Source organism: Finegoldia sp., from assembly GCF_046991905.1.
Classification (GTDB): domain Bacteria; phylum Bacillota; class Clostridia; order Tissierellales; family Peptoniphilaceae; genus Finegoldia.
In genome coordinates, this window is sequence record NZ_JBKWZF010000049.1 from 1 (window position 1) to 10691 (window position 10691).

The 10691-nt window shown below is 37.0% G+C and carries 7 protein-coding genes; all 7 read left to right on the forward strand.

The features are described from left to right. The first annotated feature begins 272 nt into the window (after nucleotides 1-272). The 7 genes from ACLUJM_RS11215 (at nucleotide 273) to ACLUJM_RS11245 (ending at nucleotide 10649) form a co-directional block, all read left to right on the forward strand. Nucleotides 273-1094 (forward strand): ParA family protein, encoded by an 822-nt coding sequence (locus ACLUJM_RS11215; protein WP_216881443.1) that lies wholly within the window; start codon nucleotides 273-275, stop codon nucleotides 1092-1094. Further along, nucleotides 1051-2001, forward strand: coding sequence for a ParB/RepB/Spo0J family partition protein (locus ACLUJM_RS11220; protein ID WP_216881446.1), 951 nt, complete (start codon nucleotides 1051-1053; stop codon nucleotides 1999-2001). The genes ACLUJM_RS11215 and ACLUJM_RS11220 overlap by 44 nt, the downstream gene beginning before the upstream one ends. A gap of 9 nt (nucleotides 2002-2010) precedes the next feature. Then, complete coding sequence (locus ACLUJM_RS11225; RefSeq protein ID WP_008816972.1) at nucleotides 2011-2790, forward strand: hypothetical protein; 780 nt, start codon at nucleotides 2011-2013, stop codon at nucleotides 2788-2790. Continuing rightward, nucleotides 2777-3388: a hypothetical protein gene (locus ACLUJM_RS11230; RefSeq protein ID WP_008816971.1), complete on the forward strand. Its 612-nt coding sequence runs from the start codon at nucleotides 2777-2779 to the stop codon at nucleotides 3386-3388. The genes ACLUJM_RS11225 and ACLUJM_RS11230 overlap by 14 nt, the downstream gene beginning before the upstream one ends. Beyond that, nucleotides 3388-4101: an LPD28 domain-containing protein gene (locus ACLUJM_RS11235; protein WP_008816970.1), complete on the forward strand. Its 714-nt coding sequence runs from the start codon at nucleotides 3388-3390 to the stop codon at nucleotides 4099-4101. Before ACLUJM_RS11230 ends, ACLUJM_RS11235 begins: the two co-directional genes overlap by 1 nt. A gap of 867 nt (nucleotides 4102-4968) precedes the next feature. Further along, nucleotides 4969-5253: a TnpV protein gene (locus ACLUJM_RS11240; RefSeq protein WP_412412839.1), complete on the forward strand. Its 285-nt coding sequence runs from the start codon at nucleotides 4969-4971 to the stop codon at nucleotides 5251-5253. Nucleotides 5254-6848: 1595 nt separating this feature from the next. Further along, nucleotides 6849-10649 (forward strand): DEAD/DEAH box helicase family protein, encoded by a 3801-nt coding sequence (locus ACLUJM_RS11245; protein ID WP_412412840.1) that lies wholly within the window; start codon nucleotides 6849-6851, stop codon nucleotides 10647-10649. Nucleotides 10650-10691: the final 42 nt, after the last annotated feature.

A 10691-nucleotide genomic window follows, 5' to 3' on the forward strand; every position in this document is an offset into this window, starting at 1 on the left:
CCCTTTAAAATGGCGTCCCTGATTGGACTCGAACCAACTACGTTCCGCTTAGGAGTACAAAATCACAGCATTCTTATAGATTCATCAAAACTGATATAGTGTTAGTAAGTCCTTTAAATAAAGGGCTTTTTTGCATTCTATTTGATTTTTGGTACCATTCGATATCGTCTTGTTTCCATTTTCTGATTAGCAAGCGATTAGCAACCCTTCTTATTTTGAATCATATACATAGCCACGAATATGTGGCATGAAGAAAGGAGGTATCAAGGGTTATGAGTAGAATTATTACAATAGCTAATCAAAAAGGAGGTGTAGGAAAAACAGTAACAACTCTGTGCTTAGGAGTTGTGTTAGCAGAAAATGGAAAGAAAGTATTATTAGTAGATTTTGACCCACAAGGTGATTTAACTAAGGGACTAGGCTTTCGTGATGATGATTCATATATGTATTCATTGAAGGAAGCATTATTTAATGAGATACAAGAAGAAAACATAAGTCACGACGATTATGTTATTCATACTAAGGAAAATGTTGATCTAATCCCTGCGAATACGAGTCTATCAGGTGTTGACATACAATTAGCAAGTGTTATGAGCCGTGAAACAGTTTTTAAGCGTTTCATAAACAAATTCAGAAGTAAATATGACTATATCTTGATTGATAGCAACCCAGCTCTTAATCTATTTATGATTAATGCATTAACAGCTGCCGATAGTGTAATCATTCCAGTACAAGCGGAACCTTATGCAACAGATGGGTTGAATGATCTAGTTCGTACTATTTTGAATGCAAAAAAGCAGTTAAATCCAAAACTTAGTATAGATGGAATTTTGATAACGATGACAGATGCTAGAACTAATTTATCAAAACATATTTCAAGCGAAGTACGTTTGAATTTTGGTAACCATATCAAGGTATTTAAGGAAGAAATACCTAGGAGCGTTAAAACAGCAGAGGCTTCTCTATCAGGTCAAAGTCCAATACTATATTCACCAAATACTGACACAACACAAGCATATAGACAATTTGCTAAGGAGGTATTAAAAGGTCATGTCAAAACCACTACCAAAAATCAACACAAGTTCACTCGATGAGCTATTTTCGACGGAGGATGAACGTCAGGAAGAAAACAAGGAGCGTGTTGAGAGTATTCCCATTACAAAAATCAAAGACTTTAACAACCATCCTTATCATGTTAGAACTGATGAGGATATGATACATCTAGTGGAAAGTATAAAAGAAAACGGACAACTTGTTCCTGTTCTTGTGCGCCCAACCACTGATGGATTTGAAATGATATCAGGACATCGCAGAAAATACGCATTAGAACTTATTGGGCAAAATGAAGTACATGCGATTGTTCGTAATCTAACAGATGAACAGGCAACAATCCTCATGGTCGATAGCAACATTCAAAGAGAACATATACTGCCAAGTGAGCGAGGGTTTGCTTATAAAATGAAATTAGAGGCAATGAAACATCAAGGAAAAAGGACGGATTTAACTTGTGGACAACTTGGCCACAAGTTGAATGGTAAAAAATCCATCCAAATTCTTGCTGAAGATGTTGGAGATAGTTTCAAACAGATTCAACGCTATATTCGCCTAACCGAATTGATTGAACCATTGAGAGTTTTAGTGGATGGTTTAAGTGAAGATGGTAAAAAAATCGCACTTAATCCAGCTGTGGAACTCTCTTTTTTAAACAAAGAACAGCAGCAGGATGTTTATAAATTTATACAAGAATTAGATGCAACTCCCTCTTATGCTCAAACAATGAGAATGAAAGAACTTGCTAAAAGCAATCGACTTGACGAAAACGTAATCTATACCATCATGACAGAGGAAAAAGCAAATCAAAAAGATAAGTTATCTTTCAAAATGGATCAAGTAGATAAATATTTTCCGAAATCTTATACGCCACGGCAAAAACAAGAAACGATATTGCGTTTATTGGACCAATGGGCAAAGCATCGAAGTGAGCGGAAAGAATCGCGATAGGATGGCATGATGAACATGGTTAAATATGAAGTTATTTTGGACAGATTAGAAAAACTTACAAATGATATACGATTTAAGAATGGCAATCATCTCAGTGATATATATGAATGCTTGATGGCGAATGATGAAGAGCGTATGTATGTTGATTATATTCTTGATAAACAACAAGAAGATGGAACGATTCAAGTTAAGGCATTGGCACATAATGAGGTGGATTCATCTCATATCTGTGAGATACATTTAGATAATCAAGGTCATATTGAATACGGTATCGTACCAGATTGGGACTATAATGTGGATTCTTATTTGTTGGATGATTTGGAGAATGGTTTTGAAATCAAATATATGCCGTTAGAGGATCATGCAGTACATTGGTACTGCATAAATGATTTACGAGGAGAAATAGGTGCTGAAAAAGGTCTACAGCTATATCTTGCTTATTGTCAAGCACATGACATTACTCATGAATCACTTTTGACTGTCAGGAAAGATGCTCCGGATATTCATGACCTGTATCAAGAAGTCAATCAAAACTATAAAATCATTGCAGAGGAAAGCTGTGGACACAAAGCAGTAGTTCTGGCATATAACAAACGTGCTCCTCAGCGTTATGTCACATGGAATACGACACGTAATCGTGAACGAGGGTATGACCAAGGGCATTATTACAACGATTATGGCAGAGCATTTAAAGATTTCAAAATAAGAAGTCATGAAATGCTGGAGAAACATATCCATCTGCAGAAAGAACGAAGCAAGCCGAAGGAGAAACAACATGGAGAACGATAAAAAAATCATCAGCCTTGACGATACTGAATATGAGTTATTAAAAGAAGATATAGTTGGTGGAAATAATTTCTATATGGCAGCTATGGTAGGAGATAATAGACTTTCATATATAACTGGTACTATTGACAAAACGTTAGCTGCAGCAGGTAGAGAATATTATTCAATTGATGGTAAAAGTGATGATTATATGGAAGTTGCAGAGTATTATTATGGAACGTTAATGAGAGAATTACAGCAGGTACGAGAAAGTGAACCAAGGGATATACCTATTATGGTATTATCATCTTCAGACTGCAATTCGATTCACGATTATACAACACTTATTGGAAAATTAGTGGTATTGAATGCAGATGTCCTCTATCCTGAATTTCAAAATTCAACGCACCAGCTTTATTTTGCAAAGGGAGGTTTTGGCTGTAATCCGGAAGGTACTGGAAACGCAATCTTTGCAGAAAATCTTTATACGGGTGAGTCATGCCGTATTGAACGCTATGAAGTCATTGGTGTCATAAAACAGGATAAGCTCCCTCAGTGGGCGAAGGATAAACTGGAGGAAAAGGAATCTCAGAAAGAAAAACCGAAAGGAGAAGAACGATAATGTTAAAAGCAGATGTACATTATCAGGGTGAACATGTCCAGATAGATTTTCATGATTCATGGGAAGAAATCGGAAAGGCATGTATCAAACTGGTCGATGCCCCATTTGACAGATTGACAGCAAAGAATGTGGAATTTCTTGTTTCTTCTGGGAGACTCTATACAAAATTGCAGAAAGTTGTAAATGAAGAGGATACGCTTAGAGATATTTTCCTCGCTTATAAAAAATTGCAATATGGCAGCAAGGAATTTTCTCAACAATTCATAAGGAGTTATCATGAATATCATAGTGCTTATGAAATTGACGATGCATATACAAAATTTCGTCAAAATCAGATTCATGAAATGACACCAGATGAATATCAGGTGTATCGTTCTGATCCCAATAACAGCTATTATGAGTTAATGAAGATATATGATATTCCTGTCTTATTTACTCCATCAAGGATAAGCTTGAAGAATGTACCTAGAGGACTGCATCGTTACGAAATCAGGCATGATGATGAGTGCCAAGGAATTATGTGTCAACTTGCAAGAGGTATCTTGGTCAATCATTGGGGAACTATCTTATCAAATAGCCCAATAAAACTTGACGCGGATGGATATCGTGATATTGACGAAGAGAAAGACATCATATATATGGATGCTCCCGATATGACGATTAAAGAATATAAGATTGAATATAAGCCAAAGCACAAAGAAAAAGAACGTTAGGAGGGTAGTGAATGGCAAGAAATTATAAGGAAGTTCATGAAATCTGGAAAGAACAAGCACTTGAAATCAGTTCTTCTCCAGATCATTGGATTTCCTTTTTAAGTACCGCCTCATGGCATTATAAATATAGCTTTGAGGATCAGATACTGATTTATGCACAAAGACCAGATGCGACGGCTTGTGCTGGATATGAAGATTGGAATAACAAAATGAATCGCTATATCCGGCGTGGTTCTAAAGGGATAGCATTGCTGGGTGACAACGGGTATTCCCTGCGGTATGTTTTTGATATAGTGGACACAGGAAGCGTAATGCATCGTCCTTTAAAACTTTGGAGCATCCATGAGCAAGACCATGTAGAAGTCATTGAGATGCTGAATGATAAATTTGACACTGGCGAAAGCCATGATTTAGGGATTGTACTAAAAGCACTTGCTGAAATGATTGTTGAGGATAATTATCAGGATTATGTAGCGGTGTTGGTAAAATATCATAAAGGGAGTGGTCTGTCAGAATTAGATGGTATTGAAATCAATCATGAATTTAAAATATTGGTTGAATATTCTCTGGCATATATGCTAATGAACCGATGTGGTATTGATCCTATGAAATACCTTACCATTGATGACTTCTCATCTATCACCTTGTTTGATACATTGGATGTGATTGGACAGCTTGGCGTCACGAATTGTGATTTGAGTCGTGAAGCCTTTAAAGATATATCAAGCAAAGCACGTGAAATCATGATTCGTACACTTGAAGAAAACAAGAATATAAAGCAGAATATAGAAAAAGAAGGGAGCGATTTAAATGCAAGAAATCACGTACAGTCAGGTAGAAGATTATCAGATGCCAAATATCAAGGAGATGAAACCAGTGCTAAACAACCGATACGCAAGATTGAGGCTGGACTATCTGAAAGTGAGTCAGCCGGGACACCTGTTTGCATTGAGAGCGAACAACGAATTACACCAGCATTTGAAGGAGATATCAGATCAGGCATACCAGAGAATGGAAGTCTTGATGAGTCAGATGTTGGAGAAAACACCAGCTCCGGACAAAGAACAGGACATGATGGCATGGGTGGGCTTCATGAACAACCTGAAAGCGAGCGCCGAGGAAATCATATTACAGGAGATCGTTTACAGCTAGATTTGAATTTAGGCGATGTTGAGGTTAAAAAGGAGCCAGAAACACCGCCTTTTAATATGGATGATTTACCGCGATTATTGCGTGGCGCACATAAACTGAATCATTCTAAGGAAGATATTGTTGAATATTTTAATAGTCATACAGATGATGTTGACAGAGCGAATTATATAAGAGAGGCTTATGACGATACATTGATTATGATTTACCGTGATGAAGATCATTATGATTTATCATACCTTGGTTATAAGAAAATTGGAGATAAGTTGAACGTTTGGTCTGGGAATTGGCAAAAACCTATAACAGAATCCTCTTTATCATTCCATGAGGTTCAACAAGAAATCGCTCAATTGATAAAAGCAGAGGAATATCTTTTATCTCCTTGGGATAAAATGACATCTTTACAAAAAGCGTATGAACGAGGTCATATAAATTCTGATGTTAATCGACGCTTTTTTTCTTATCATGATTTTCTACTTGCCAGCGCTCCTGAGATTTTAGCTGAGTTTAAAAATCAGAAGGATTTAAAAGAATGTGGTGAATATTTAAAATCCATTTATCCTGATGGTGTATATGAATTTGAAGCTGATGAAATAATGCTAGGTTTTGAAAAACAGGATGACCAGTTACTTTACTATATGGGTTCTTATGATAACCAAGTAGATTCACATGAATACACGTGGGAATTGGTAGCGCAGAATGTTGATGGATTGATTTTATCAAGATATTATGCTCCTGATATACAAATTCCAACTGTTGAGGAACAGTTAAATGCCTTATATGAAAATGAGGAATCCTTTAAAAATGGTATCTTTTTTTCACAGGAAGAAATTGATCGTATCCTAACAAGAGGTAATAAATATCGCATATATCAACAGTTTTTGAAATATGAAAGTACAAAGGAAAATGTAGCATTTCTCAAAAATGAGTATGGAACTGGCGGCAGTAGCCCGGCTGTTGGATGGATTGACGTTTGGCATGATGGTAAGGGTATCAGATTAAAACGTGGAGATATTGGTAATGCAGATATTGATATCCTATTGAAATGGAATCAAGTTAGCAAACGAATCAGTGAATTGATAGCTGCTGGACGCTATCTCAGCCCTGCCGAAAAAGAACAGTACCCAAAATATCTTCAAGAGCAGATGGAGCGTCAATTGGAATATGAACGTAGGCAGAAAGAAAAGGAATTAGGTATTGAGAAGACTTATGATGCTGAAGAACCTAAGGACACTGTTATGGTTTATCAATGGCAGACTGGCGATATTGTTCATATTGGCGCAACCGATTATGAAATCATTGAGGATGGAGATCCTATCGTATTACAAGATAAGGAATTTCCTTTATTTATTGAGAATTTTTCTAAAGAACAACTACTGCAATTATTAAAGGAAAATCCACTAAATGATAGTCTACTTGTAGGCGTTCCTGTAAATGCTGAACAGGAAATAAAACAGCAAGCAGAAACGATTACAGATGAATATGCTACAGATCCAAAACGAAAATTATATGAGCAGTTTTCACTGTTTGCAGATTCCATACTGCAAGGTACGACTGTACTTCTGACAATGGAAACTGGAGGATCAGATCATCCATTGATGATATCCCATGTTGATAACAATGATATTATCACGATGTTTCACTGTTATGAAGTCAATGGGTTAGAAGTTAATGAACCTATGATGGAGTTTCAATTAAATGAAACGCATCGTCTGCTAAATCCTTTATCATATGAAAATCAGCTTCTTGGAGTATCGTTCAATGCAAAAGAGAATGAAAGTAACTTAAGCAATGATGATGTTGAGAAGGCACTTTTTAATTATGCAGAGAAGTGGTTTCATAATATCATAGATAAGAAATACTACATGAATTTTGAGCAGCTTTATGGGAATGCAGAAAAAACAGGTAGCATCTACAATTTGGATTATAACAAGGATAAGATGATAACCATAACGGACATGCCATATGCAATATTGGTTGATTACGCCAAAGAGCACGGTATGACGATTGCAGAAAATGTGCGTGATAAACGTGAAAAAAAGGTTATCACAAATGTGCTATATAAATTGAAAATCAATGATGTCCGATTGACATGGAAGAATCATTCCCTTGTTGCCAAAGATGATGAGAATGTCTGGTATGGAAAAGCATTCTATGATTTTATCCTAGATGAGGCTTTGGTCTATGATGAACAACAGCAACCTCAGCTTATACGCATGGAAGATTATGAGGAACTACTAAGTCTGAGGGAATCTTATGTTGTGAAGGATAACAAAAAAGTAGTTTCAACTGTAGAAGTATCCCAAGGAATCAGTGATGCTCCACTCATCAATTATCATATTATGACGGATGCTTTAGGTGTCGGTACACCCAAAGAACGATATCGAAATAACATAGCAGCCATTCGACTGCTTTTTTCTTTGGAGAAGGAAAACCGTAAAGCGACTACTGAAGAACAGGAAATTCTTGCTCAATACGTAGGATGGGGCGGTTTGTCAGAGGTCTTTGATGAAAGCAAAGGCAGCTGGGCCGATGAATATGTAGAACTGAAGGCATTATTAAATGAGGATGAATATCGCAGTGCCAGAGAATCTACCCTTTCAGCCTTTTATACTTCTCCTGTTGTAATCGAGAGTATCTATCAGGTGCTAGACAACTTAGGGTTTCGTAGAGGAAATATCTTAGAACCGTCCTGTGGTATTGGAAACTTCTTAGGGATGTTGCCAGAAAGTATGCAGGAATCGAAGCTATATGGTATTGAACTGGATGCTATCACTGGTAGAATTGCTAAGCAGCTCTATCAAAAAGAAAGTATTGCAGTAGAGGGTTATGAAGATACAAAACTCCCTGATTCTTTCTTTGATGTCGCAATAGGCAATATACCATTCGGACAATTCAAAGTATCGGATAAGCGTTATGATAAACTGAATTTTAATATACACGACTATTTTTTCGCCAAGACACTGGACAAAGTACGCCCAGGGGGAATTATTGCTTTTGTGACTTCCCGTTATACGATGGATAAGCAAAATGGCAAGGTTCGTGAATATATCAATGAACGTGCTGAATTATTAGGTGCAATCAGATTGCCAAATACTGCTTTTAAAGACAGTGCCAATACAAAGGCAGTCAGTGATATCCTGTTTTTACAAAAGCGGGATGCGCCTATCGTAAAACAGAGCGAGTGGACATATACCAGCAAAGATGAGCATGGATATGTCATGAATAATTATTTTATCGAACATCCGGAAATGGTCTTAGGTCATGTGGAAATGACAAAAGCTATGTACGGGCGTGAAGATTTGACAGTCGTTCCATTTGAGAACATACCGTTGCAAGAGTCATTACAGAAAGCAATCAGCCATATCTATGGATATATTGATGAAAGAACAATCGTACCTGATGATCTCGATCATGAGAATGAAGAAATCATAACGATACCCGCTGACCCAACGGTTCGCAACTTCAGCTATACTTTGGTAGAGGATGATGTTTATTATCGGGAAAACAGTATCATGACGAAAATGGAACTATCCAAAACAGCCATGAATCGTATCACTGGATTGATTGATATTAGAAACTGTGTACGACAGTTGATTGAATACGAAATGGAAGATTATCCTGATGAGCAGATCAATCAGCAGCAGGATGAACTGAATCGGCTGTATGATAATTTTACGAAGTCTTATGGTCTGATCAACAGTCGTGGCAACAGCATGGCTTTTCGTGATGATGATTCGTATTACCTTCTTTGTTCGTTGGAAAATTTAAATGAAGATGGAACCTTAAAAAGCAAGGCAGACATTTTTTATGAGCGTACGATTGGTAAAAAAGTGGTTATAGATAAAGCTGAAACGTCAAACGAAGCATTGCTGCTATCTTTATCGGAAAAAGCTAAGGTAGACCTAGATTATATGTCCTCGCTGACTGGTTTTGATAAAACAAAGATACTGAGTGATCTGCATGGTGTCATCTATAAGATTCCCAATGCAGCAGAACCTGATAATGACGATGTTTATGTTACTGCTGATGAATATTTAAGTGGAAACATTAGAAATAAACTACGTATTGCAGAATTATCAGCGAAACTTGATCCACAGTATGAGCAACATGTAGAGGCGTTAAAGCAGGCTATGCCGACAGAATTAAGTGCATCAGAGATTGATGTGCGCATTGGTGCTACATGGATTCCAAGTACTGATTATGAGGCATTCATGAATGAAATCTTGTCCATGTCATTTTTTGCTAAGGAGAACATTCATGTATCTTATAATAAGATTGACAGCTCTTGGAGTATCTCAAATAAAACAAGAGATAGAAACAATATCAAAGCTGAAAAGACTTATGGTACACATCGAGCGAATGCTTACCGGTTGATAGAGGATTGCTTAAACTTGAAAAGCACAAAAATTTTTGATTATGAATATGATGAAGAAGGAAGAAAAAAACAAGTCCTCAATAAAAAGGAAACAATGATTGCCCAGCAGAAACAGGACAGTATCAAAGAGGCTTTTTTGAATTGGGTCTGGAAAGACTTTGATAGACGGGAACGTTTGACGAAATTTTATAATGAAAAATTCAATTCTATTCGACCTAGAAATTATAATGGAGATCATTTAACCTTTCCGGGTATGAATACTGAAATCACACTGAGAAGCAATCAAAGTGATGCGGTAGCTCGTGGACTTTATGGTGGTAATTCTTTGCTTGCTCACGTTGTTGGTGCAGGGAAAACATATGAAATGATTGCTATCTGTATGGAGTTGAAACGTCTTGCCTTGGCACAGAAGTCGCTCTTTGTCGTACCCAATCATCTGGTTGAACAATGGGGTTCTGATTTTCTAAGACTCTATCCAGCAGCGAATGTTCTTGTTGCCAGAAAGCAGGACTTTGAAAAAAACAAGCGAAAGAAATTCTGTTCACGAATCGCAACTGGAGATTATGATGCCATTATTATGGGACACAGTACCTTTGGTAAAATCCCAATGTCTGCGCAGCGGCAAAAGAAAACACTGGAAAAGCAGTTGGACACAATCGTTGAAGGTATTCAACAATTGAAAGATGATGATGCCCCAAGATATACGGTAAAACAGTTAGAGAAGACAAAAAAGAATTTGAAGAAGCGCCTTGAGAAGTTAAATGATGATGCAAGAAAAGATGATGTCATCACATTTGAGGAACTTGGAATAGACCATCTGTTCGTCGATGAAAGTCATAACTTTAAAAATCTGTTTCTCTATACAAAGATGCGTAATGTTGCGGGATTATCACAGACTGATGCACAAAAGTCATCTGATTTATATATGAAATGTCAGTACCTGAATGAGATTACAGGCGGAAAAGGCATCACATTTGCGACAGGAACACCGATCAGCAATTCCATGACCGTGCGCCCGTAAGGGGCTGTAATAATCTTACCTTGAGCAAGTAATAGGGCAAGG

Bases quoted from the DNA above. Each gene is read 5' to 3' on its own strand.
- ACLUJM_RS11230 (WP_008816971.1), top strand. From the start codon at position 2,777: ATGGAGAACGATAAAAAAATCATCAGCCTTGACGATACTGAATATGAG.
- ACLUJM_RS11215 (WP_216881443.1), top strand. From the start codon at position 273: ATGAGTAGAATTATTACAATAGCTAATCAAAAAGGAGGTGTAGGAAAA.
- ACLUJM_RS11225 (WP_008816972.1), top strand. From the start codon at position 2,011: ATGAACATGGTTAAATATGAAGTTATTTTGGACAGATTAGAAAAACTT.
- ACLUJM_RS11245 (WP_412412840.1), top strand. From the start codon at position 6,849: ATGATATCCCATGTTGATAACAATGATATTATCACGATGTTTCACTGT.
- ACLUJM_RS11235 (WP_008816970.1), top strand. From the start codon at position 3,388: ATGTTAAAAGCAGATGTACATTATCAGGGTGAACATGTCCAGATAGAT.
- ACLUJM_RS11240 (WP_412412839.1), top strand. From the start codon at position 4,969: ATGAAACCAGTGCTAAACAACCGATACGCAAGATTGAGGCTGGACTAT.
- ACLUJM_RS11220 (WP_216881446.1), top strand. From the start codon at position 1,051: ATGTCAAAACCACTACCAAAAATCAACACAAGTTCACTCGATGAGCTA.